We start from the raw sequence: 24,234 nt of genomic DNA, 5'->3' as shown, positions 1-24,234 counted from the left end.
CTGACAAGTCGTAGGCTTTTGTATAGCAAATGTTAGATTTTGTAAGATATGAGGTCAGAACGAACCCGCATTCTTTGAACAAGGTGCTGGAAGAGCTGTTGCCCTTCAAATACCGAGAAAGCAGGGGACAATCCGCTGGGACGTTCTCGCTGAGTGGCCACTTGTCATGCGGGTTGGCAGTATTGCCTTCTTTCTAAAATACCCACTCAAGACCAATTTGGTACAAAGTAGCTTTACGGTCAAAGTTTGGATCAGTTATATTTTCAAAGAAAGAATTCTCATTCGGCTCGCCACTTAAATAGGCGACCTCGACTTTAGCTGACAAGTTATACTTTACATCCCAACGCAAACCTAACGTTAGAGAGTCTAAGTTGTAGAGTGGTAAATTTTGAGTGATCCCATCGTAAAGAAATGACAACTCAGTCAATTCAGTTGACACATTTTTAGGGATTAAGTTTTCAGGAATGTTGTACGAACTATCGGAAGCCGAATATGTTAGGTGCAACTGAAAAGGGTCAAAGTTATAACCAAGGGTTAAATAATATGCCTCAAGCTGAGGAACAACCAGTAGATCTGATTTAATTTTGACCCATTCTGCCACGGCAAAGTAACTTAAGGTGTCATAGTTAATACTAGCTTGGTAACCTGTCGCACTGCCATTAAATCTCAAAGATTCAGCATTTTCAGGAAAACCTGCCGCCTCGATAATATTAGCGAATTGATCAAAACCATGAAAATCTGCGTAAAAATCTGCAGAGCGCAAAATCGAGGTTCGTGCCGTGAGATTGCCATCGCTTAAAGTGAAAATGAGTCCTTTAATTTCATCTACGTCAATAGCGGTATTTTCACCAGCCCTAGAAAACTCTCCACTGAAAGTGCCATAGTATGTTTCGATATCAAAGTTAAAGTCATCAATAGCAAATTGATAAGCCGCACTGATACCTTCATAATTTGAAAATAGGAAGCCACGGTATACTTGCTTAGGGGAGATATCCAAGGGTAAGAAAAACCAACATCAATTACGGCACTATACCGAAAAAACGGTGTACGTAATTTTCCAGCTTTAAAATGCCAGTTTGCATTCGGGTTATAGCTTAGATATAACCACTCTAATCCTGAATCTCTGTCCTCAGCTGTATGCCCAAGCAATTGCCCTGACAGACTAATACTGTCGGTTATTGCAACATCTGCTTGAATGGCGAATATGCTTTGTTGTGAGAAATCTAGCTTATTAGAGTAATTATCAGAGGTCGCATTTTTCTCATCTAAATAGCCCCCCACCACTCGAGCAAAGCCACTTAAACCCACACGATCATTCAACTCTATATTAGCCGCAGCCGGCAAAGCCAAGAAAGTAGCCAACAGCAACAAAACTTGAGGGTAATACTGTTTTGAAATAATGGGGGAATTCCTCAAACCTATGAATATCGAAACAACAATTTTTTGCAGGGCAAGCTATTCTGCAAAATATTTCGATTTTGATGGATATAGAGAGAAATTGCAAAATTTACTTTGCAAAAATGCACAGCACTTTCACTTTTTTAATAAAGAAATCGCCATGTAATAGCAACAACCAACACTCGCTACAACATGACGATATTGCCTAGGCAACAAACTCTGACAATTGCGTTGCCGATACCGCACCCACTTTACTCGCTGCGAGTTCACCATCTTTAAATAATAGTAAAGTTGGAATACCTCTAATCCCAAACTTAGCCATAAGATCTTGTGCTTCATCGGCATCCACTTTGACTATTTTGATATCTTCTTTTTCAACAGAAAGTTTGTCCAATAAAGGCGACACCATTTTGCAGGGCGCGCACCAATCAGCAAAAAATCGACCAACACAGTGCCTTTATGCTCTTTGACTTCTTGCTCAAAATTTTCACTTTCAATAACTCTAACATCACTCATTTTGTTTTACCTTTTCACATAAAATTAATCGAGCAAAGAGTATAAAAGGTTTGCGATTAATTTCATATACAGGCTTAATAACACCCACTGTTTCATTTATAGAACAATAATCATGCTCAATCTTGATGACCTTACTTTTTTTCTAGCATCATTGACGCTGGCTCGCTGACTCAAGCATCGCAGCAGATGGGCGTGCCCAAATCGAAACTCAGTCGAAGGTTAGCCAAGCTAGAAGAACATTTAGGGTATCAACTATTAAATCGCACCACTCGAAAACAGGAACTAACAGAAAGCGGCTTACTTTTGTACCGTTCATGCAAACCGCATTTAGAAGCCCTTAGCAATGTTGAAGATGACCTGCATGAACTCAATACCGCCCCTAAGGGTAGACTCAACATACTTTTACCCATTGAGTTTTTCAACCAAGTGATAGGCACTATTGTTACAAACTACGCCAAACAATACCCAGGTGTAATGGTGCATTGCAGCCACTATTCGTCAGCCCTTCCGGAAGAAAGTTATCAATACGATCTTATTTTTGTACTGCACGAAACAGATTTAGCTGACACCAATTGGGTTGAAAGCAGCTTTTAAGCTTTCCTCAATCTTTATATTGCGGTCTTGACTATAAAACTGAGCACCTACGCAGTCCTGAAGATCTAGCGCAAGAGCAGTGCATTACCTCTAGCGCCAATGCACAATGGCTTTTTAGAGACAAACAAAAGGTACAGTTAATTTCGGTGCCTGCCAAAATGGTTCTGTCTAGCCCACAAATGCGCCTCCAGGCAACCGCTCACAATTTGGGCATCGCTAAATTACCTGACTATTTATGCCAACCAAATGAAACGTCATCCATAGTGAAACGGCTAAAACTGGATAGAGAGCCGGTCGCACTTAAATTAACGGTGTTATATCAAAGCCGTAGCATCGCCTTTAAAACCCGTAAATTTTTGGAGTACTTTCAATCGAATATAGGGTGCTTGAATTAGCTTTCACCAGCATACTTTTTGCTGATGAGAGTTAACTGTGCGTCAACTCAGTTTGATGGTAAAGAGAACGTTGGATGTAATCTAAAGGGGAGACACCTTAAACGGCAAAATAGCATGATTGACATCCGCTATTTTACCCTTCAGTGAACGGCTTTAATCTAACAGCCAGTTCACATTACAACTGTATATACTGCTCACTGTAAACCAGAAATTGTGTCAGTACTGATTACTACTAACGACTATTTGCCGCAATGTTCAAGGGTTCGCCATTTTTGTTTTTCATCACTTCTATCACACCTTGAATCCCCTGTTGACGAATAATTGAAGCAAACTCGCTTTGCTTACTCGACAGCAAACTTATACCTTCAGCTACTAGGTCATAGGTTTTCCATTCGTTCGTTTTTTTGATTTTTCTTAACTTAAAGTTAATGTGTATATCGGGGCGATCAGCATCTCGTATAATGGCTTTTACGGTCATACTTTTTAAATTGTCGGTATCCTTGACTGGCTCAAAAAGCTCTTGACCACCATAATTAGCAAGCGCCACAGCAAAGTTAGATATCAAATATTGCCTGAACTCTTCAACAAACTCTGGAATATCGGCTTTAGGCACTGCTCTAAAATGCTTACCTAGCACTTTGAAAGCAGCAAATTTGTAATCTATGTGAGGCATTAGTTCTTGCTCGATAATCCTCCGTAAATGATCGGGATTAGCGGCGATACTCTGTTGTTCCACTTCTATTCTTTCAAAAGTGGTCGTAGTCACTTTTTCCAACAACAACTGCGGGTTAGTTTGATTAGCATAACTCGCGTTTGCTAACACTAAGGCAAGCATGAAAAGCATTGCCTTACCTAAGTCCATTATTATTCTTGTCAATTTAATATTCATTTGTGGGCTCCTCACGAGCAGTAAAATAACTCATTAGTATGTAAAATCTGGATTAAAGTAAAACCTGTTAAAAATGATATGCGTAAGACATATTCAGAAAATCTAGGCCTGGATTATGGTCATTCAAACCACCATTTGAATAATGCATATAACGAACAGCCAATGACTTATTCAAGTTATCTCCAAAATCCAAAACCAAGCCTAAACGGTCTTCAAACTGATAGTGTGAGCCAATATCTTTGCCCGCAAACCGGGTGTCATCTACCAAAGAAACCCCTATGCCAAACTCCCATTTAAGTGGGTATTTTCCGTACAAGGTATCAAACTGCTTGGTAAACACGGGTGATATGGCAATAGCATAGTTAGTATCATGTTTACTGTGTGGGCCGTATTCCCAAAAGTTAACACTCACTTCCCAATACACATCTAAATCACCCAACCAATCAAAGGTTGAAATACGAGTGGTGAAAGGTCGATACCCTAAGCGCACCCCAGTTAAATCATCTTCACCATATAAATAATCAATCGCTACCGCCTGCTCACTTGCCTGAGCACTTTGAGTAGGGATTGCAGCAACCAACAGAGCCATCAATAAAACTAACCAACGCATAATAATTTCCAAATACAAAATAAATGTTCTGGGGTAGCAGACAAAATGAGGATTCATTTAAATAATCGGCTACTCCGTTTCGATGGAATGAATTATGAGGCAGCCAAAAACATAATAATAATTTCATTTTAATATAGAATACATTTTATTTTGTGATGTATACTTCAACTATTGTTAATTACCTTGGATTTCTTATGCGTCCACAAGAGCTCAACCTATTAATGGTTTTTGATGCAATTATGACCGAGCGCTCAATTACTCGAGCAGCTAAACGTTTGTCTATGACCCAACCCGCAGTTTCTAATTCTGTAAGTAGAATGAGAGCAGCATGGAAAGACGAACTATTTGTTAAAGATGGGCGGAATATTCAGCCGACATTGCACGCACAAAACCTGTGGAATCAAATACGCGTACCTCTAATTTCACTGACCGAGGCTATTGATCCAAAGAGTTTTGATCCGGCTACGGCTAAACGCACATTCAGGATCGCCGTTTCAGACATAATAGTGGACATGGTATGGGCAGAATTACGCAGTATTATCGAAAAACACGCGCCTGGCGTTAACATTCATGCAGTGCCTTACACCATTATCAACACCGAACAGGTTTTGGAAGATGCCGAAGTAGATATAGTACTGGGCAATTCTGGGGTTATTTCGAATACTTTTAGGGCTGAATTTTTTATTTTCTCCGATCTATGTTTGTGTAATGAATCATGATCATCCTTTGGCTAAAGCAGAACTGACTTTAGAAGAGTTCGCAGAAGCAGATCACCTATTGGTATCATTGTCTGGAGACACCACCGGTTATACAGATCAAGTGTTACTGCAGCATGGATTGTCAAGACGTATCGCTGTCACGGTAAATCACTTTTCTTCTGTAGCAAACTTAATTAAACACAGTGACCTTATCTGTGTCACGCCTATAGCGGCGGTCTCTAAACAAATCATCGCTGGAGAAATTTCGGCTACAAAACCACCGTTAGAGTTAATGCCTCAACAAGTTTCGAGTATTTGGCATAAACGCCAAGATAGTGACCAAGGCCTGATATGGCTTAGAGAACATTTAAAGCGAATTATTAACCGAAAAGTGAAAATCGAAACCCAACAAGTCATGGATAGTTTATGTAAAAATAACTCATCCATGTGCGAATCACACGAAGAGTAAAAAGCGCCGTTGCCCTTATGCTAAGCCGCATTAATAAATCGCCAATCAGTGAGTACTTATCAATCCAGATTGCTATTAAATTTGTCAGTTTATTTCAGTTGAACGAATGGCTTCAATATTGATGATGTGAGAACGGTTTAACGTAATTTTATAACGCTGTACCTGTTGCTGATGCTGTTTGTTGGTGTGAACAAGCACTAGGTTAATTTGGTATCGACGCTCAACCGCTTGCTTGGTAATTTTACTGCCGTCTAACGAATACAAACGCCCTTCACCTTTTTTTAAGAAACGAATAAAAGGCGTTAGATTAAAATTAAGTCGCTGTTGAATCGCATCGTAACCGGGAAGAAAGCTCTTCGAATTGACTTTGGTATCGCTACGAAAGTGTAACAGTTGTGCGGCCTGCTTATTCTGCTGACGCCGAGTTTGAAACAGATGATCAACCTGTTGCGGCAAGTCTCTATTCCGAATATATTCCAGCCACAGAGTCTGTGTGGCTACACGTACCTTGCTCACGCTATGAGTAAAAATAACTTTCCATCTAGGCCGACCTTTCTGGATCCAACGCCAAATAATACGAGTAAGATCATCCTTAAATATCTCTCTTAACCCATAAACAATCCCTAACATACTAACCAGTGCAATCGTCACTTCGGTGAAATTGGTCCGCGCGTTTAGTACCAACAAAGTCACAAAAGCCATTATGACCGCCGTCACTGTACCTCTAACCATACGATTCAAATTGCTGTTAAGGTTTTTCACTTGTTTTTGAAACACCACCCCATACTCAATTAAACGTTGCAATAAACGCATTTTATTGGTGATGCGATTGGGATCACTTAAGGTTAGCTGCGAGTTATACCGATTGTCTGCTCGGTATTGATTTTCTCGGCGGCACAAGGCCAATAGAAAATTCCTTTCACTGCTGTAGTCGGCACTTTTTGGCGCTCTTGATAGAAGTTTTAGAAAAGACTGCTCTACTTGCCAACTTAGGTAATTGTCGGCATTTTCATAGAATGCTTTGAGTTTTTTGTCGGGTGGAGTATAGCGCCTTAATTTTTTGAGTAGGCCAGAAATTTGCTCGGCTAGCTCAATTGCCTGAGGGTAAAAGTCTTCGCACTCTTTAAGTTTAAGGGTATGTGTAATATCTGTATCTAAGGCAATACGAATTTGATAAGAAAACAAATTGAGATTTAATCGATAATCCGTTTGTTCGCCTTTTTGTTGGCTAACAAAACGACTTCGTACCAAAGGTAAATGTAATTGATCTGAGTAATAAGCACTATGGCTTTGAATACTACTGTGAAAATATTGTTCTTCTGTGAGGGTTTTGGGTCCAATTCCCATTTCGTCAGGTAACGAAAAATATAAGTCCAGTCTCTGCTGATCACTCGGCAATAACGGATAACTAATTTTGATAGAAAGACTTTCATCTTGGGTGAGCTTAATTTTCTCCACTTAACGCTAATTTCCTCATCACTTCGATTACATATTTCTATGCCAGTCATTATGCCTTATTTTGCCAAACTTACCCAATAACAGAAATTTTGGTAGGCAACCTCAGTGTTTATTTTTTAGTTTTAATACGTTAGTCAAAATAAACCAACCGTAATCTTACCCACAAATTAACGACATTGGTCTGAGTAGAAATTAAAAAGCGCGATAGCTCATTGAGCTAACGCGCTAATTCAGCAACTAGTTTAACAACGGCTACAACGTACCAATTACCCCTTCACGACGTTTATCTGCAGCTCCTTCAAGAGTACCATCAGGCTTACGCATGATTACGCTAAGTCCTGAGTTTTCGCCACGAGAAGCATCGACATCAAAGCCCATATCTTTCATGGCCATAATAATCGCGTCAGGCGTGGCGCCTTTTTCTAGACGCACAGTTTTGCCTCGTGCCACCATATTAGGTAAATCAACAGCATCTTGCGGGCTTAATCCCCACTCAAATACGCCCACCATAGTTTTCACTGTGTAAGCAATAATATTGTTACCGCCAGGTGAGCCGGTTGCTAATAAAAAGTCGCCATTTTTATCCAACACAATAGACGGTGACATCGACGAACGAGGGCGCTTATTCGCTGCCACGGCGTTGACAATGGCATTACCATCCTTGTCATGATGTTGGAAAGAGAAGTCAGTTAACTGATTGTTTAAAAACATACCACCTACCATGCGGGTGGTACCAAATATGCTTTCAACCGTTGCTGTCATCGACACCACATCACCCTCTGCATCAACGATAACAAAATGGGTTGTGCCATGAACATCTTGCGTGGCATCAATACCAGAGGAGACCTCGCTAGGCGTGTCATTGTATGCCCAAGGATTACCTACCCCATAGGTTAAAGGCGTAGCCTTATTAGAAATGAGCTTGGCACGGCTGGCTAAATACTCCTTGTTCAACATGCCTTTTATGGGCATATCGACAAAATTAGGATCGGCAATAAATTGATCTCTATCGGCATAAGCTAACTGTTGGGCCTGAGCTAGAATAGCCCAGTTTCTGGGGTCGCTCGGACCCGCAGCAGTAGGACTTGGACCGTTTTCTAGAATGCCCATAATCATTCCCACAGCTAACCACGAAGACGGCGGCGGCGCTCCACAAATCTGCGTATCTCGATAATCCTGACACAGGGCCATACGCTTTACTGGTCGATAAGCAGCAATATCTTCAGCGGTTAAAGAGCCCGCTCTAGGAGGTTGTTGCACCATAGCTGCAATTTGTTTGGCAATATCTCCTTGGTAAAACGCCGCTGGATCTTTGGCAATAATACTTAGGGTTTTCGCATATTCAGGGTTTTTCAGAAGGTACCCTTCTGGATGCGCGACACCTGCTTGATCAAAAAAATACTCATAGGCGTCAGTCGGACCCTCTTCTGGGGTACTTGGAATATATTTCCCAAACCGCTCTAACATGCCATGTAATCTAGGTGAAATCTTAAAACCTTCGCTGGCTAGCTTGGTGGCATAGTCGAATAAACTGCCCCACTCCAAATTGCCTTGCTCTTGATGGGCCATTGACAGCATCGCTAGTACACCTGGTACGCCCGTAGACAGACCGCTGGTCTTAGCTTGCATAAATGGCATCGAATCACCATTTTCCAACATAAACATATCTGGCGTCGCGCCGCTTGGTGCTGATTCACGGCCATCATAAACAGCCAGTGACTTAGTTGCGCTATCGTAATGCACCATAAACGCCCCACCGGCTAAGCCAGAGCTTTGCGGCTCTACCAGACTCAATACAGACTCAATGGCAATGGCCGCATCCACTGCTGAACCGCCTGCCCGTAATATTTCCAGCCCAGCAGCCGTGGCGTGAGGATTAGCCGTTACCACCATAGCTTGTTGTTTTGGCTTTTCTGCCAACACTTTTACTTCTTCTATTTTTTTGTCTTGCGCCCCACATCCCCAAAGCGCGGTAGCTAACACCCCAAAAACAAATATGTGAAACTTCATAAGCTATTCCCGATAGTTAAAATTTTATTATTGAATAAGGCGAGGATCACTTTTGAAAGGTCTCAAAATGCGTAGTACACCCAAATGGCGACACTAAAAAGTATCTACAACTAAATACTTATCATAACTCACCGCCTACTGACAATGGCCAGACTAGAATAGACTAAAGTTTATTACGTAAAGCAGAAAAAATGGATATTCCCCTTTAAAATCAAACCACTTTAATTAACATTCCGCGCAAATAATTAACAACAAATATAAACCACAGGTTTGTTTAAACCAGCAACAAAACCACTATTTCTGCATAAACCCAATTGAGACACCAACCCAATTGAGACACCCATAAACCCAATTGAGACACCCATGATTAGAATGTTGGTATTACTGATAAGTAACTGGATTGTGTGATCTTGAAGCGGGTGCTAACAGCAAACCGATTCCGGCTGAAAAAACTACCGGAATGACGAAGGCGCAAAACACCACCGGAATGACGAGGGCTCAAAACACCACCAGAATGACGACGACTCAATTGACCACGGAATGGTGGAGGTGACAAACATCCTAGTGACACTCCTACGTCATCCCTGCATGACACTCCTACGTCATCCCTGCATGTTGTTAGCAGGGATCCACTAGGCTGAATAGGTGACAGTTGTGTTACCTCTGATGTTACTAAACCACAACGAACGCCATAGGCAATAAAAAACCCGCCAAAGCAGCTAATTACGCGCCTTGCGGGTCTTTATTGGTTCTTACTTAACCACTATTTGGCGGAGAGAGAGGGATTCGAACCCTCGTTAGGTTTAACCCTAAACACACTTTCCAGGCGTGCGCCTTCAGCCACTCAGCCACCTCTCCGTAACTCTTTTTAAATTGTTAGCCTGTCTTAAATGGGTTATTAGACCTAACCCTGCGCTGGCTTGCGCTAAATTTTGTCTTGCTCAGTTAATTGACTGATTTTCTGAGCGCGGCGTATGTTATGGAAATCAGCGCCATGAATCAAGTTAAACCTTACAAATACCTAAATTATCGCTCTATAAGCCTATTAAGTTACCAATAGCTGGCAATATTTTTTAAAAGGCATTTGCTACATCTTTAAATTTGTCTGTACCATATGACAAATATTGCTCCAATAAGGTGTTCATTGGTAAATAAACAATGAGCTAAACAAACATGTCAACTAATCTCAGCTCTTTTCAATTTTGTCCCAGATGTAAAAGTGACAAAATTAGCTCATTGAATGGACACAAGCATTTATGTCTTGAGTGTCAATTTGAGTACTTCCACAATACCGCTGCAGCGGTCGCGGCAATCATTTGTTGTGATGACGAAATATTATTAACGGTACGGGCTCAAGAGCCTGAAAAGGATCAATTAGACTTACCGGGAGGTTTTGTCGATCACAATGAAACACTTGAAGAAGCGCTGAGTCGAGAGTTGAAAGAGGAATTATCTGTCGATATTACTAATTGGCAGTATTTTTATTCTGGGGCAAATACCTACCATTACAAAGATGTAATATATCAAACCTGTGACGTGGTGTTTGTCTGTCATTTAACAGAAAAGCCTATTCTTAATGCTGATGTCGCTGAAATAGCGGCTTATCAATGGGTAAGAGTAGATGAACTAGATAGCAGCCGTATCGCCTTTGTTTCATTACGAAAGGCGATAGAACAATTTAAAAGGTCACATGCTTAAGCGTTACCTGTCACCTTCATTTTCAATTGAGCAGAAAAATCTAACATTCTGTTTAATGGAATAAGGGCTTTTTCGCGGAGTTGATCATCCACAAATATCTCGTGTCCACTGGTTTCAGTGAGCGATTTATGAATAGCTTGTAAGCCGTTCATTGCCATCCAGGGGCAGTGCGCACAACTTTTACAGGTTGCGCCATTGCCGCCAGTCGGTGCTTCTAATAAAATTTTATCTGGCGCTGCATGTTGCATCTTATAAAAAATGCCACGATCTGTTGCCACTATAAACTTTTTATGGGGCAAGGTTTTAGCGGCATTGATCAATTGCGTTGTTGAGCCCACTGCATCAGCCATGGCTACAACGCTCGCTGGCGATTCTGGGTGTACCAAAACGGCAGCGTCTGGATGCAAGTGACGCATATCATTCAGAGCTTTAGCCGAAAACTCATCGTGTACAATGCACTCCCCTTGCCACAACAACATATCGGCACCTGTTTGCTTGGCAATATAGGCTCCTAGATGGCGATCCGGGCCCCAAATAATTTTTTCACCTAATGAATCTAAGTGCTCTACTATTTCTAGAGCGATACTAGAGGTAACCACCCAGTCAGCTCTGGCTTTGACCGCAGCCGACGTATTGGCGTAAACCACTACAGTATGATCGGGGTGAGCATCACAAAACGCAGAAAAAGGTTCGATAGGGCAGCCCAAATCTAATGAACAGGTTGCGTCTAATGTTGGCATTAACACCGTTTTTTCAGGACTGAGAATTTTAGCGGTTTCTCCCATAAACCTAACACCAGCGACTATCAATGTGTCTGCTTCGCAGTCTCTGCCAAACCTAGCCATTTCTAACGAATCAGATATACAGCCCCCCGTTTCTTCGGCCAAAGCCTGGATTTCTGGGTCGGTATAATAATGAGCAACTAAGGTTGCATTATTTTGCTTTAGTAAGGTTTTGATTTCTTGAACATAGCGTTTTTGTTCAAGATCGCTTAGCACTGCTGGTTTGGCGGGAAATGGATAATCTATGGTTTCGACTTGAAATAGCTCAGACATAATCTAAATGGTTAACTAACAACGAATAAAATTGGTTTGAGTATTATACCTGATTGTCATAGAAATGACATATTATCCCAATCCATATTGACATCGGCTTTCGCAGGGTACATTCAGCCGCCTTCAAACACGCCGTAAAGGAGGCCCCTTTGCAAATCCCATGCTTAGCATGAAAAGGCCCTAGACCATTATTTGAGTAGATGTTAAATGGATAACACCTTGCAATTGCGGATGAGTACTGGCGATTGAATTACATTTTTAGATAGGCCTGATACTTTGTGCGCCAATACTGGCTTTCTTGCTGATTATTCTGGGATTCATAATATTGTGCAAAGTTCACATGGGCCGATGGCGAGTTTTGTTGTTTGCGTAATTGCTGTTGCCAAGCAAGAAGGTATAGTTTGGGAATATAACCCACATCATGATATTCCATAAACGTCATATTTTTATCCATTTTATACGCTTGTACCGCATGATTGTCGCAAGTACGTGCCTTACTAAAATGGATATTTTGGCCGAGCTCAGTTGAACGCTGCCAATCCTTGTCAACATTATTGCCTCTTACTTTACGAAATACGACATTTGGAGCATTCACACCATTGCAAATTTGATTAGCCAACTCACCTCTCAAAGGATATTCATCTACAAATCCAGAGAAGTGGGCAAGCTCGTGCACGAATACGTCATAGGTATCTTGCTTGTCTAAGAACATAATACCGTTATGTACATTAGCTTTGCCTTTGTCTGCAAATATGACTAAGTGGGTGAAAGACTGCATTTTTAGACTTTTCGCTAATTGCGGCATATTGCAAGCTAGTCGCCCATTCTGACTCAAGTTTTCTTTGCAACGCACTTTTTCAGGATCAAACCAAATGGTCGGTTGAATACAAATTGACAGTGATTTTAAACGTTGGTCATTGACAAATTTAGACTTAAACACTTCAGCCTGGGCCAAAGAATAGACACTACCCGTGACAAACAATATCTGCTGAGCGCATTGCTTAGAATCAAATGCAAAACTGACAGGACTCGCAATTGTACTAGGCTTGGGCTGTAAAAATTGCTCAAAATAACGACGATAGAAACGAACTTCAGCTTTCGGATTTTCAATCTGAGTCAGCAGGTTAAGTGAGTCTTGAAACTTGCCCTTTTCCCACAACTTTAAGGCTTGCGCCAAATTTAAAGTGGGTACTGTAGAATGACTTGATTGAGGTATAGGTAAGTTATTGCCCGAAAGAGATGACAAACTAATAAACATCGAGCAAAGTGGCCAAAACGCAACAACAATAAAGGTTAACGACTTAGCCACTCGCCACATCATTATTGGGTTTCAGTGGCTGCTTTTTCGTCGTTTGACGCATCTCTTAATAAGTTAAGTTCTAAACGTGCGTATCTATGTTCAACATATTCAAACACATTGGTACTTAACGCTAACTTAAAATAATTAGAGGCAATACCACGATGACCTTTCTCAGAGTGATACTTACCTAAATAAAAATAAGCTTCGCACAGACGATCGGTTAACTGTTGTTGGCTAGTAACACCACCAATTAACGCATTTAGCAATTCATTTTCGGTCACTACACCTAAATACAAATCCACTATTTTAGTGGCCCAATTGTCTTCATCTAAATTCTTGCGCAGCTCAGACAAAGTCGCTATAGCGGCCGGTTGGTCAATCACACTTTCCGCCAAATACCGCCATAAAGCACGGTAAGGATCAGCAGCATTTTTATTGTAAAACTCGCCAAGATCACGCACGGCTAGATCAGGACGTCCGCCATAATAAAGCGCGATGCCGCGATTCAAGAATGCGAATTCCATCTCAGGATTAATATCTAAGGTGGCGTCAAATGCTTCGTAGGCTTGAATAAAATTCATCTGCTGAGTGTAATGTACACCAATAGAATTATAAGCTTCAGCTAAATCCGGCTTTAATTGTAATGCTTGATTAAAATCATATTGAGCCAGCCCCGACAAACCAACACTGTCATACAAAGAGCCTCGCTGTTGCAGTAACTGTGCTCTTTGGTCATCGTCTAAATCAGCTTGCCCTAAAATATGACTATATCGAGCAATCGCCAATTGCGATCGTGGATTCATTGGCGCGGGTTCGGCTAACAGTAAGTTGCCCATTTGTCCGTTGCCTTGGGAAGGCTCATTATGACTTGCACAGCCCATCAAATAGGCACTAGACAAAGCAATTAAAAAGATAAGTTTTCGCATAATTAGAAAGGCTGATTACCTAAAATTAGAATATTTTCACCCAATACTGAATCAACAAGACAACAAGCTAACGCAATAATATAAGAAAAAACACAGAGTACATTAGACAGCTAGATTCGCTCATTTGAGTGAGAAAGTAAAGCGCTACCCATGCTATTAAGTCGCTATGGACTCAGAACCATTCATCGATTTGTAGACAAGGCGGCGGATTGTAGGAGTGTCGATTACCTTGCAAATACGGTTAACCGAATACCAAATCCGAGGGGCGAGTTTTAACAGTGTGCACTCGGTGTTACTCCCACCTATAAAACGTTTCTATCTTTTGATCTTAACTTATTGATGATGTAATTTTGCCTTCTCGCTGAGTATCAATGTTTTTATTGGGGTGCGCTTAAAGTTAATAATAAATGAATTTAACTTGTATCAATTAGTAAAAATAAAGCACACTAGTCGGCCGTAATAAAAAAGGCCCATTGCAGCAATGGAAAAATCTCACTCTACTATTCCACCAGCACTAATTGAGCACGCAATCGATGCGCAAAAAAATGCTTACGCTCCCTATTCAGAATTTCAAGTTGGCGCTGCTTTACTTGACGCTGATGGCAACATTCATGCTGGATGTAATGTTGAAAATGCAGCCTACCCTTTAGGTCAATGTGCAGAAGCTGGGGCCATCTCAACCATGATTTTATCAGGCTGTAAACAAATCGAGCAGATAGTCATAGTCGGCTCAGGCGACAGTTATTGTCCACCATGTGGCGGCTGCAGACAAAAAATCGCTGAGTTTGCCGATAATAAAACACGTGTTCACTTGCTAAACAAATCAGGTGAAGTCAAAACCGTTCTATTTTCAGAACTATTACCCTTTTCTTTTGGCTTTGAAAAAGACAAACGTTAACGTTTCTACAATAATTGCCAGCAAATCAGCTATCAGTTGGGCTGGGTTTCTCACCGTTCCAAGGAGCGACTTTGATTAACATCAACATGCCGGGCAACGCGCATAAAAAGCAAATTGTAAAAAACTGGGTATACCCTACCGATTCAATTATGTAACCCGTAGTAGCGCTAACAAACGTCCTGGGGATCACCGCAATACTGGTCAACAATGCAAATTGAGTAGCGGTAAAATGTTTATTAGTCGATTTAGCCATAAATGCTATTAGCGCCACAGAGCCTAAACCTACACCTAGGTATTCAAAGCCACTGGCAATAGCTAAAACGAAGTGGTTATAGCCCACCATAGACAACATCACGTAGCCTAATATTGACAAAATCTGGAGATCCACCAAAAATCCATAAACTACGATTAATTCCCAATTTAATCATGGCCAAGCCACCTAAAATGGTACCGACTGTCGCACCTATGGTTTTCGATATTTTGGCGATCGAGCCAATCTCTACAGTTGAAAATCCCATATCCATAAAAAATGGGGTTTCTAACGCGGTCGCCATACTGTCGCCCAACTTGTACAAAATAATAAAAAGCAGTATCCAAAGCGCATCTTGCCTATTGGTTCGTTGGAAGAACTCTTTAAAAGGTTCAACCACAGCCGAACGCAGGGTTTGCGGTTCGTCGCCTGCTTTTGATGATTCCCTAATCAACAGAGTTGAAATAAGCCCCACCAACATAAAGGCTGCAATCGACAAATGCGCTATTGACCAAGGAAAAATCCGGCCAAAATCATGGCAAGTGGTAAGGCACGAAAGAAGAAATTCGATAAGCCTGCGCATAGAAAGCATTGCCTGCACCTAACTCGTCATCTGGCAATATCTCTCTACGGTATGCATCAATGACAATGTCCTGACTAGCACTAAAAAAGGAGATGGCGGAAACAATAACAATAATACTGGTGAGATCGGAGTGGGGGTCAAATAAAGCCAGAGAGCTCATCAATATTATCAGCCCAACTTGCGTAACAAACATCCACCCTCGCCGCCTGCCGAAAAACGGCAAAACGAACCGATCCATAATCGGTGACCATAGAAATTTCCAAGTGTACGGGAACAGAACTAAGTTAATTAAACCTATGGTGGCTAAGTCAATTTCAGCAGAACGTAATAAGGCAGGCACAAACTGAATGAGTAAATAAAGTGGTAAACCCGATGAAAATCCCGTGGTAATACATATAAGCATGCGCTTATTTAAAATGGCTTGTTTAAAACTTTTTTTATTCATTTACACACAACTAATAAAAGACAGAATGACTCAGCCACAGGGCCAAGGGATGATAATAGCAATTGGCCTATGGGCCCTATTCAGCAAGGATGACTCGGTTTCTACCGGCTGCTTTGGCTTGGTATAAGACTTTATCTGCCGACTCTAACCACTGGGCACTGGTTTCATGCGTTGAGTCAAAACCTGCAATGCCGATACTAATGGTAAATGAAATATTAACGCCGCCATAATCCACCACACATTTTTCAACTAACCGACGAAGTCGCTCAGAAACAAACTCAACATTAGCCACAGGCGTATCGGGTAAGATAATGGCAAACTCTTCTCCGCCATAACGGCCGGCAATATCAGTTTCACGAATGGTTTTTTTAATGATTTGCGCCAAAGCTTGAATAACTTGATCTCCTGCTGGATGACCGTAGGTGTCATTCACTTTTTTGAAATGGTCGATATCCAAAATAATAAGAGCAGAGTCACTATCACTTCTTTTGGCTCTTTTAAAGTGCAAATCAAATTGCTCATTCCAATAGCGTCTATTATAAAGCCCGGTTAAGCCGTCAACTCGGCTTATTTCCTGCAATTGAATATTAAGAGATTGCATGCCCATACGACTTACTGCTTCATCAGTAACATCATATATAACCACGCATATTTGCTCCACCTCGCCTGTCAATGAAGCCAATGGAAAAATCGTAATATTCTGGTACATATGTTCGGCTTTAGAAGTAATGGGCCGATTGCAGCCAAAACGAAATAAATAGGGGCGTTGCTCCCAAATAACAAATACAGGGCTTTTAAGGGAAAACACTGGAGCTGCTTTGCGTGTAAACCAGCCTTTATCTATTTCTGGGAAAAACTCAAAAACATTCTGACCTTGGATCATGCTAGGCACTATGCTGCTATGGTTTTCCATAAATTGATTCCATACATGCACGTTAAACTCTTTATCTAGCACAACAATGCCGACTTCAATCGAGCCTAACAGGTCATGTTTCCAATGCATTTCTGCCAAGCTTTTATCAACTGCCATAAAATCGAGCCTTAAGAATGAGAAGAGACAAGTTTATCGAATACTAAATCGATAGATTCCTTGGGAAACAACAACAACAAATCGAAGTTTATATTTTGACTCTTGATCGAATAAGCAATTTCAATCGCTAACATGTCTTCTTTTCTATGTATGGTGTTTTTAAGAATATCTTCCAAATCACAATGTCGTCCCAAAATAATAGGATGATTATGACTAAATACAGAGTGAAGCTGTTCAGATAGGGCTCGCAAACAAGCTCCAATCAAAATATTTGACACATCCATTAAGGCTTCTAGCTCTAGTGCCTCAGAATTGTCGTCAACTTCATACTTAATTAATTCAACCATCCCCTTAAAATTAGAATCATTAAATATGACCAATGCTTCACCATTGATCCCAGCACTGATAAACCCTTGAGATACCGCTGAAACACTTTCATTACGTTGTATATCGGCCAATGCCATATGCAATTCATTGCTGGTAATGAGGTTAACATTCGGAATGGGTAAATCAATGAACTCACCAAGCAAGGTTGCTAAACTATCTCCCGCTCGCCCCATGGCAACATTGGCCATTTCTCGGTATGCGTCTAACTTTTCGGCATTAGAGTTTTGGCTCAAAGGCCCGGTATCTTGCTCTCGCTTTACAGTGCTTGCATCTCCAGAATACAACCCAAATTGCGTTAAGATTTCGATTAATTTAGTGGTGTCTACAGGTTTCGATATAAAATCCAGAGCGCCTAAAGCTAAAATACGGGCGTAAGCTTTTGGCTGCACATCTCCGGATACAACAATCACCATAGTAGGTAAATCTTCATCCTTGATAACCTGCAGAGTTTCATAACCATCCATAATTGGCATGTTCAAATCTAAAAACATTAGGTCAGCTTTGCCTGCACGGATCATGCTTAACGCTTGCTCACCATGCTCTGCAAAACTGATTTCTACGTCCCACCCATCAGGAATAGAACGAGCCATCTGCTTACGAGCAAAGTTTGAATCATCACAAATCAACACTGAAATTGTCATTCTACAATTGGCACCCGTTATATGTAAATGTCATCAAATGGCTCAGATAGCCACAGCCGCTTTAATGTGCTCATGAGCCTGGTAGTCTATCAATTCAAAATCATCAATACTGAATGAAAATATGTCATCAATACTAGGATTAATCCGCATTTTCGGCAAGGGGTAAGGTTCGCGAGTTAGCTGCAGCTTTGCTTGCTCTAAGTGATTCAAATATAAATGAGCATCGCCCAAGGTATGCACAAAATCGCCCAGTTCTAGATTACACACTTGGGCTAACATCATAGTTAATAAAGCATAACTTGCGATGTTGAAAGGCACCCCCAAAAATATATCACCACTTCTTTGATACAACTGACAAGACAATTTACCGTCTAAAACGTAGAACTGAAACATTGTATGGCATGGAGGAAGCGCTTGCCGGCCTCGAGCAGCGTTCTCTTTTGGCGAAAAACGAGTGTCGGGCAACACAGCTGGATTCCACGCACTGACAATTAATCGCCTTGAGTCAGGATTTGTTTTGATTTGCTCGACTAATTCACTGATTTGATCAATAACTTGGCCATCAGCTCCTTCCCAACTACGCCATTGTTTACCGTAAACAGGGCCTAACTCGCCTTCATCTGTCGCCCATCCATCCCAAATCTTAACGTTGTTTTCAGTCAAGTAACTGATGTTAGTTTCACCTTTTAGAAACCACAACAATTCATGGATAATGGATCGTAAATGACATTTCTTAGTGGTCACCAAAGGAAAACCTTGATTTAGAATCAAAGCGCATTTGGTAGCCAAAAACACTTAACGTGCCGGTCCCAGTGCGGTCTTCTTTTTTAGTTCCCGTGTCTAATACATGACGCATTAGCTGTAAATATTGCTGCATGGTTACATTCTCAATTCTTATTGCTGTTTGTTGTTAGCCCTTCAGGGAGTTAATTGCCGGCTCTAACCAATCCACCCAAACCTGATAGTTCTAGATAAAGGTTAACTTCTTGGCGAACGTCTTGAGGATTATTTAAGGTCAGCACTTTCGCTAATAATTGTTCAGCGTCACTGCGGCTAATATTACGCACGACCCATTTCACTTTCGACAAATTATGGCTATTCATACTCAATTTTCGATACCCCATTGCTAGCAATAATACCACCCCATAAGGTTCACCGGCCAGTTCCCCACAAACGGTAATGGGCATCTGTAATGTATTTGATGTTTTAGCTATGGTGTGTAATGCACTTAATACTGCGGGATGATAGCTATCATACAGACCAGCAACCCGAGAGTTATTGCGATCAACTGCTAATAGATATTGAGTTAAATCATTACTGCCCACCGAAAAGAAGTCGACAATTTTTGCTAACTGCGGTAACTGGTAAATAACCGCTGGCACTTCTAACATCACACCAATCTTTGGCATATACAAGCGCTGGCCCTGAAGCTCGGCTTCTTCTTGCACTTCATAAAAGGCTTGTCGAATCAATCGTTTTGCTTCACTGACTTCACTAACAGAGGTAATCATAGGCAACATAATATTTAAATTATCTAAATCAATGCTAGCTCGTAACATTGCTCTAATTTGCACTAAAAATATTTCAGGGTGATCCAGTGTAAGTCTGATGCCACGCCAACCTAAAAAGGGGTTTTCCTCAACAATAGGGAAATAGGGTAGAGGCTTGTCACCACCGACGTCCAGCGTACGCATAGTAAAAGGTTTATTAGGCTCTGCCTGTAACAATTCACGGTATAAATCGGCTTGTTCTTGCTCGGTTGGAAAACGCTGGCGCATCATAAAAGGGATTTCAGTTCTAAATAGCCCAACTCCATCAGAGTCAAGGTTTGAACTTCCTTCTGATTCTAATGATAAACCGGCATTTACAAACAAACTTAACGAACAATTATCGGTGGTAACGGTAGGTAAATTATCTTCCGCGTGAATGCGCTCCGATAATAGCTGCTCTTCTAAAACGAGTTGTTCGAATTCACGCTTAATCGTTATGTTAGGCGAAACAATAACGTCGCCTGTATAGCCATCGAGTAGGATCTCTTTACCATCCAGTAAGTTAATGGGAATGTTAGTCACTCCCATTACTGCTGGCACCCCCATCGCTCTTGCCATAATCGCCGCGTGAGAGTTATTCGAACCTCGCATTGAAACTATGCCAGCTAAATTTTCGTTGGGAAACTCTGCTAACATCGCGGCCGTGACTTCTTCGGCAATTAAAATAGTCGATTGAGGAGGCTCTCTTTTGTCACATTATCTGACGTTATGCCGAGAATATTAGCCAAAACTCTGTTGCCCATATCTTCGACATCGACAGCACGTTCTCGCATATATGCATCATTCATAGACTGAAATTGGCGAATATAACCTTCTACCACCATTTTTAATGATGTCGGCGCATCCCAGCCACTTTTAATTTTTGCTTCTACTTCGCGGCCTAAACTATTGGCGTCTAACAGATGATGGTACAGCTGAAAAATAGCTCGCACATCTTCAGGTACGTCACCCTGCATTCGCTCAGACAAGACAGCCATATCATCCTGAGTTTGTTTTACCGCCTGCCGATAATTTCTGATTTCAAGTTCAGCGTCGTCACTACGTTTATGGGTGTGGTTGTGAATACTCACCAACATATTTTGCAGGTAACCAACACCACTGGCCAAGCCAGATGAACCGGGCACCCCCTTAATGATTTTTGCCAATCTTTGGGAACATTATGACTGAGTGAATTAATTGAACCACGCGCTTTCGCATTCGCAATTTCCACCGCTAACTGCATGGCTAATGTAACCAGAAAAGCCTCTTCATCCTCGCTAAAGCGTCGTTTATCTTGCTGCTGTAGCGTTAACACTCCCAGCACCTTACGTTGATGAATAATTGGCGCACCCAAGAAAGCATGGTAATGCTCTTCTTTTACTTCTGGGTAGTGTTTAAATCTAGGGTGGCTTTGAGCATCACTAATATTCAATGGCTCTTCACGTTGACCAATAAGGCCAATCAAACCTTCTGAAAAGCCAATACAAACGTGACCAACCGCTTCATTAGCTAACCCATTAGTGGCTGCCAAGGTAAAATGTTGCTGTTCATAGTCGGCAAGATAAATACTGCAAGAATCAACATCCAGCGCCTCAATGAGCCTGTCTGCTAGGCATCGCAGTGCATCATCCAAAACTGGAATTTGATTCACTTCTTGAACAATACGTTTCAGCGCAGTTAACATATTCCCTCTTTACTCTCTAAACTTACGCTTTACGGCGACGTTTTGATTTATGCGGATGCCCATGCACAGGTTGCATATTTTCTGGCATTGCGGTTGATGCAAACTCTTTCATCACGCGCCTATAAACATCTTTTTTAAACGACACAACGTTTCTAACCGGATACCAAAAGCTCACCCAACGCCAATTATCAAACTCTGGGTGACCAGACTGCAATAAATCCACGTCATCTTCACTACAGGTCAACTGCAATAAAAACCACTTTTGTTTTTGCCCAATACAAACAGGGTTGCTGCCCTGACGAACCAATCGTCGAGGTAACTTGTAGCGTAACCAATTTTTAGTTACGGATAAAATTTTCACATGTTCCGGCCGCAAGCCTACTTCTTCATAAAGCTCACGATACATAGTTTGTTCTGCAGTTTCACCTGGGTCAATTCCACCTTGTGGGAACTGCTCAGAATGTTGCCCATAACGTCTAGCCCAAAATACTTGGCCTACCTCATTACAAATCACTATGCCAACGTTGGCGCGGAATCCTTCGGCATCAATCACTTAGACTCCCAAGAACTCAATTCTTTTAATGTACTGCATTCTTCCATAAACTACCGAGCATTCAAAGAAATAAAACAGCATTAAACGATGTCATCAGCATAATGAAACAATATATATTTCCAAACCAAGAACCAAAATCTACGGCACAACTGATGTCACGGGCAGAAACCTTAGCCGGGTTGACCTTGGGTGAATTAGCCGATATCAACAAAATAAAGGTGCCTGTTAACTTTAAACGGGAAAAAGGCTGGACCGGACAATTGTTAGAACGCTGCTTAGGCGCGACCGCGGGCTCAAAGTCAGAGCAAGATTTTGCTAAACTCGGTATTGAGCTAAAAACCATCCCCATAGATGAAAACTGCTTTCCTCTAGAAACGACTTACGTTTGTTACGCGCCACTGCTTGATGTTGCAGGTATTGAGTGGCGCAGCAGTAACGTGCGCAACAAGATTCAACAAGTGTTATGGGTGCCAATAGACGGCAGACGAGAAATCCCGCCAAGAGACAGACGCATTGCCACTCCATTTCTATGGACCCCAAGTTCCGAGCAAGATCACCAACTGCGCATGGACTGGGAAGAACTAATGGAAATGATCTCTTTGGGTAACATAGAAAACATTACCGCCAAACATGGGCAATACTTACAGATTCGCCCTAAAGCAGCAGATGGCTCCGCCTTAACCGATGCTATAGGTAAAAACGGCCAAAAAATCCAAACTCGGCCTCGAGGCTTTTACTTGCGTAAAGAGTTCACCTCACAACTCTTGGCTGATTATTTTGGGCTATAAGCTTTTCCTACTTCATTCAGCCATAACAAAATATAGCGCCCGCATCATTAATCCAATAATTGCATCAACAAGGTTTGCAGGTATCGTGGGTGTCTCTATAAAATTTCGTGGGTGTCTCTATAAAATTAGTATCGTGGGTGTCCCTATAAAATTACTTGAGGGTAATAGGCAGGTGCAAGATACGGATCAAGAAGACCGCTGGAAACAGTATGCAGAAACCAAGAAAATATTGCACACTAGCCTGTAGTTTTTACAGACTACAGCATACCAACTTACCGTTAACTAGCTTGAACCTTAGGCCACAAAGCCAAACAAAAATTTACTTGCAATGGCATACAGGTTGCAGAACTTACGTTGTATTTGTTATTCGAACAGAATGAATCCACTTAACTTTCTCTAATACAAGAAGGTAAAGACAGATAACAAAAGGAACAATTATGTTAGTTAGTTTACAAGAACTCAATGGCAGCTCACTATCCGCAGTTGATGGCAAGATGGGTGAAGTAGAAGATATTTATTTTGATGACAGAAATTGGATTATTCGATTTTTAGTAGTCGACACCAGCCCATGGATCCCCCTAAGTCAGCGCACGTTAATTAGTCCCATTGCACTGCAAGAATACAACCCTGAAGAGCATTCACTTGAAGTATCCATTAGCAAGCAGAAGGTTAAGGACAGCCCCAAACTGGAAGAGCGACAAACTGTTTCTCGTCAATTCGAAATTAGTTACTTTGACTATTTTGGTTATGGCTATTATTGGATGGGTACAAAATCATGGGGTGACTACGCCTACCCTACCGCTCTAGCGACCTCTGAAGGTCAGGCTGTAGACATTGCGGTTGATGACAATATAGAACAAACCAATCACTTACGCTCGTCCAATGAAATTATCAGCTATGGGATTGATGCCAGAGACGGTAAAAAAGGACACATCAAAGATATAATCTGGGACACATTCACTTGGTCGTTACGTTACTTAGTCATTGATACCCGAGATTGGCTACCAGGCGGTAAAAAAGTACTAGTCTCGCCCGATCAATTAACTGGCTTAAGTTGGCAGGATCAAACCGTCAGCTGCAACATTGATTTAGCGCAAATTAAAGCCTGTCCAGAGTTCGATGCCGATAAATTGAACGACCCGCAATATCTGGAATCAGTCAGAAACAAGCTACAAATTAACAGTTAGAACGCTGGCTAAAAGTAGCAACTAAGAAAACCAACACTTTACTCTGCAATCAGAGCAAAGTGTTGGTTTACCTGCCCCCTTCGTTACACTACCTCCCCCCTTAATGACACCTCGCTCCCAGCCTTGTGAGACCCTGCCAACAACATGCAGGGATGACGTTACTCGCCCTCGTCATTCCGGTAGTGTTTCAAGCCCTTGTCATTCCGGTAGTGTTTTAAGCCGGAATCGGTTTACTTTAGCTGT

General features: G+C 41.5%; 18 protein-coding genes, 1 tRNA gene and 5 pseudogenes. 8 read left to right on the top strand and 16 right to left on the bottom strand.

Features of this window, described 5'->3' with window-relative positions; genetic code table 11:
- Window positions 1–193: 193 nt before the first annotated feature.
- On the bottom strand, window positions 194–997 hold the full coding sequence (locus RS130_RS08615) for a hypothetical protein (protein WP_316025618.1): 804 nt from the start codon (window positions 995–997) through the stop codon (window positions 194–196).
- Window positions 998–1,603: 606 nt separating this feature from the next.
- Window positions 1,604–1,914, bottom strand: a pseudogene (gene trxA, locus RS130_RS08610) (thioredoxin).
- Window positions 1,915–2,106: 192 nt separating this feature from the next.
- Here trxA and RS130_RS08605 point away from each other — a divergent pair.
- Together RS130_RS08605 and RS130_RS23725 are read left to right on the top strand one after the other, a co-directional pair.
- On the top strand, window positions 2,107–2,508 hold the full coding sequence (locus RS130_RS08605; RefSeq protein WP_428982753.1) for a LysR family transcriptional regulator: 402 nt from the start codon (window positions 2,107–2,109) through the stop codon (window positions 2,506–2,508).
- 53 nt (window positions 2,509–2,561) lie between these two features.
- Window positions 2,562–2,903: pseudogene (locus tag RS130_RS23725) on the top strand (LysR substrate-binding domain-containing protein); the annotation flags it as partial.
- Window positions 2,904–3,135: 232 nt separating this feature from the next.
- Here the strand turns inward: RS130_RS23725 and RS130_RS08600 are convergent.
- Together RS130_RS08600 and RS130_RS08595 are read right to left on the bottom strand one after the other, a co-directional pair.
- Complete coding sequence (locus tag RS130_RS08600; RefSeq protein WP_316025617.1) at window positions 3,136–3,792, bottom strand: MlaC/ttg2D family ABC transporter substrate-binding protein; 657 nt, start codon at window positions 3,790–3,792, stop codon at window positions 3,136–3,138.
- Window positions 3,793–3,859: 67 nt separating this feature from the next.
- Complete coding sequence (locus RS130_RS08595) at window positions 3,860–4,402, bottom strand: acyloxyacyl hydrolase (RefSeq protein ID WP_316025616.1); 543 nt, start codon at window positions 4,400–4,402, stop codon at window positions 3,860–3,862.
- Between the two features lie 194 nt (window positions 4,403–4,596).
- Here RS130_RS08595 and RS130_RS08590 point away from each other — a divergent pair, with 194 nt between their 5' ends.
- Together RS130_RS08590 and RS130_RS08585 are read left to right on the top strand one after the other, a co-directional pair.
- Entirely contained in the window at window positions 4,597–5,121 is a 525-nt protein-coding gene (locus tag RS130_RS08590; RefSeq protein WP_316025615.1) for a LysR family transcriptional regulator, read from the top strand.
- Window positions 5,111–5,569, top strand: coding sequence for a LysR substrate-binding domain-containing protein (locus RS130_RS08585; RefSeq protein WP_316025614.1), 459 nt, complete (start codon window positions 5,111–5,113; stop codon window positions 5,567–5,569). The genes RS130_RS08590 and RS130_RS08585 overlap by 11 nt, the downstream gene beginning before the upstream one ends.
- 84 nt (window positions 5,570–5,653) lie before the next feature.
- Here RS130_RS08585 and RS130_RS08580 read toward each other — a convergent pair whose 3' ends face one another.
- The 3 genes from RS130_RS08580 to RS130_RS08570 form a co-directional block, all read right to left on the bottom strand.
- A complete protein-coding gene (locus tag RS130_RS08580) occupies window positions 5,654–7,027 on the bottom strand; it encodes a hypothetical protein (RefSeq protein WP_316025613.1) in 1,374 nt (457 codons plus the stop codon).
- Between the two features lie 252 nt (window positions 7,028–7,279).
- Complete coding sequence (gene ggt, locus RS130_RS08575) at window positions 7,280–9,037, bottom strand: gamma-glutamyltransferase (protein ID WP_316025612.1); 1,758 nt, start codon at window positions 9,035–9,037, stop codon at window positions 7,280–7,282.
- A 768-nt stretch (window positions 9,038–9,805) separates the two neighbouring features.
- Window positions 9,806–9,895: transfer RNA gene (locus RS130_RS08570), tRNA-Ser, on the bottom strand.
- Between the two features lie 315 nt (window positions 9,896–10,210).
- Between RS130_RS08570 and RS130_RS08565 the strand changes: the two genes are divergently transcribed.
- Window positions 10,211–10,735 (top strand): NUDIX hydrolase, encoded by a 525-nt coding sequence (locus RS130_RS08565; RefSeq protein WP_316025611.1) that lies wholly within the window; start codon window positions 10,211–10,213, stop codon window positions 10,733–10,735.
- Here the strand turns inward: RS130_RS08565 and nadA are convergent.
- From nadA to nlpI, 3 genes are all read right to left on the bottom strand, one after another.
- Window positions 10,732–11,790 carry a quinolinate synthase NadA gene (gene nadA / locus RS130_RS08560; RefSeq protein WP_316025610.1) on the bottom strand — a complete coding sequence of 353 codons (1,059 nt, stop codon included), beginning with the start codon at window positions 11,788–11,790 and terminating at the stop codon, window positions 10,732–10,734. The genes RS130_RS08565 and nadA overlap by 4 nt on opposite strands.
- Window positions 11,791–12,040: 250 nt before the next feature.
- A complete protein-coding gene (locus RS130_RS08555) occupies window positions 12,041–13,111 on the bottom strand; it encodes a hypothetical protein (protein WP_316025609.1) in 1,071 nt (356 codons plus the stop codon).
- Window positions 13,111–14,016, bottom strand: a complete 906-nt coding sequence (nlpI, locus tag RS130_RS08550; RefSeq protein ID WP_316025608.1) for a lipoprotein NlpI — start codon at window positions 14,014–14,016, stop codon at window positions 13,111–13,113. The genes RS130_RS08555 and nlpI overlap by 1 nt, the downstream gene beginning before the upstream one ends.
- Before the next feature lie 481 nt (window positions 14,017–14,497).
- Between nlpI and RS130_RS08545 the strand changes: the two genes are divergently transcribed.
- A complete protein-coding gene (locus RS130_RS08545) occupies window positions 14,498–14,914 on the top strand; it encodes a cytidine deaminase (protein ID WP_316025607.1) in 417 nt (138 codons plus the stop codon).
- A gap of 25 nt (window positions 14,915–14,939) precedes the next feature.
- On the opposite strand, the pseudogene RS130_RS23720 reads toward RS130_RS08545, so the two are convergent.
- The 6 genes and pseudogenes from RS130_RS23720 to rppH form a co-directional block, all read right to left on the bottom strand.
- Window positions 14,940–16,192: pseudogene (locus RS130_RS23720) on the bottom strand (AmpG family muropeptide MFS transporter).
- A 76-nt stretch (window positions 16,193–16,268) separates the two neighbouring features.
- Window positions 16,269–17,222 carry a GGDEF domain-containing protein gene (locus RS130_RS08525; protein WP_316025603.1) on the bottom strand — a complete coding sequence of 318 codons (954 nt, stop codon included), beginning with the start codon at window positions 17,220–17,222 and terminating at the stop codon, window positions 16,269–16,271.
- Between the two features lie 11 nt (window positions 17,223–17,233).
- Window positions 17,234–18,250, bottom strand: a complete 1,017-nt coding sequence (locus RS130_RS08520) for a response regulator (RefSeq protein ID WP_316025602.1) — start codon at window positions 18,248–18,250, stop codon at window positions 17,234–17,236.
- Between the two features lie 42 nt (window positions 18,251–18,292).
- Window positions 18,293–19,127, bottom strand: a pseudogene (locus RS130_RS08515) (thymidylate synthase).
- A 49-nt stretch (window positions 19,128–19,176) separates the two neighbouring features.
- Window positions 19,177–21,463: pseudogene (ptsP, locus tag RS130_RS08510) on the bottom strand (phosphoenolpyruvate--protein phosphotransferase).
- Between the two features lie 22 nt (window positions 21,464–21,485).
- Entirely contained in the window at window positions 21,486–22,016 is a 531-nt protein-coding gene (rppH, locus tag RS130_RS08505) for an RNA pyrophosphohydrolase (RefSeq protein ID WP_316025601.1), read from the bottom strand.
- A gap of 101 nt (window positions 22,017–22,117) precedes the next feature.
- On the opposite strand from rppH, the gene mutH reads away from it, so the two are divergent.
- Both mutH and RS130_RS08495 read left to right on the top strand, forming a co-directional pair.
- Window positions 22,118–22,804, top strand: coding sequence for a DNA mismatch repair endonuclease MutH (mutH, locus tag RS130_RS08500; protein ID WP_316025600.1), 687 nt, complete (start codon window positions 22,118–22,120; stop codon window positions 22,802–22,804).
- A 437-nt stretch (window positions 22,805–23,241) separates the two neighbouring features.
- A complete protein-coding gene (locus RS130_RS08495; protein WP_316025599.1) occupies window positions 23,242–23,991 on the top strand; it encodes a PRC-barrel domain containing protein in 750 nt (249 codons plus the stop codon).
- The last annotated feature ends 243 nt before the right edge of the window (window positions 23,992–24,234 follow it).

The organism is Paraglaciecola aquimarina (assembly GCF_032464635.1).
In the GTDB taxonomy this organism is placed as follows: Bacteria; Pseudomonadota; Gammaproteobacteria; order Enterobacterales; family Alteromonadaceae; genus Paraglaciecola; species Paraglaciecola aquimarina.
This window is presented reverse-complemented; position numbering and strand designations above follow the sequence as displayed.